This is a genomic window from Desulfocastanea catecholica (assembly GCF_054657295.1).
This window is the reverse complement of sequence record NZ_BAAHYZ010000113.1, coordinates 1-719: the sequence shown is the minus strand read 5'-3', so window position 1 is coordinate 719 and position 719 is coordinate 1. Positions and strand designations below refer to the sequence as shown.

Here is a 719-nt window from a genome sequence, read left to right as displayed (position 1 = left end):
GAATGCCACGAAAAACAGTTCAGCGAATTTGCCGCTGGTAAACACAATTTTGGATGGACCGTCCTCAATGCTCTCCCGGCAACCCATTCCGCCCCTGACGAACTTATTGAAGGCGGACGCGGATGCGGCGGCTGCCATAACATGGGCATTAAGACCGAAGAGCAGAAAAAAGACCAGCTGGCCAAAGGCTACCGCTACCAGACCAACTCCTGCGATGAATGCCATACCCGGCATGCCTTCTCGAAAAAAGAGGCGCAAAGTCCCTACGCCTGTCAACAATGCCATATGGGCTACGATCATCCCCAATGGGAAATGTGGTCGAGCTCGAAACACGGCGAACGCTGGTTTGCCAAGAAAAATGGCGACCTGCCTGAAGGTGCCGCCGCCCCTAGCTGCCAGACCTGTCATCTGCCCGATGGTACCCATCACAACGAAACAGCCTGGGGTTTTCTTGGTGTGCGTTTACCGCTTCCCGATGACGAACAGGCTGCCGCGGACAGGGTTACCATCCTGAAAGCCCTTGGTGTTCTCGACCCCAAGACCGGCAATCCTACCCCGATCCTGGACGCGGTCAAGGCCTTGCGAATGGCCAAACTCGATCAGGAATCCTGGCAGGTAGAGCGCGATAAGATGCTCAAGGTCTGCGGCCAATGCCACTCCCCAACCTATGCCAAAGAACAGCTTGACATGGGCGATGCCATCATGATGAAGGCTGACCG

Annotated in this window: 1 protein-coding gene; it reads left to right on the top strand. The window is 55.8% G+C overall.

Annotated features, from left to right (window positions below; translation table 11 throughout):
• Positions 1-719, top strand: a 719-nt coding sequence (locus ACYQ8U_RS23100) for a multiheme c-type cytochrome (RefSeq protein WP_459947912.1), incomplete at both ends; no start/stop codon positions are given.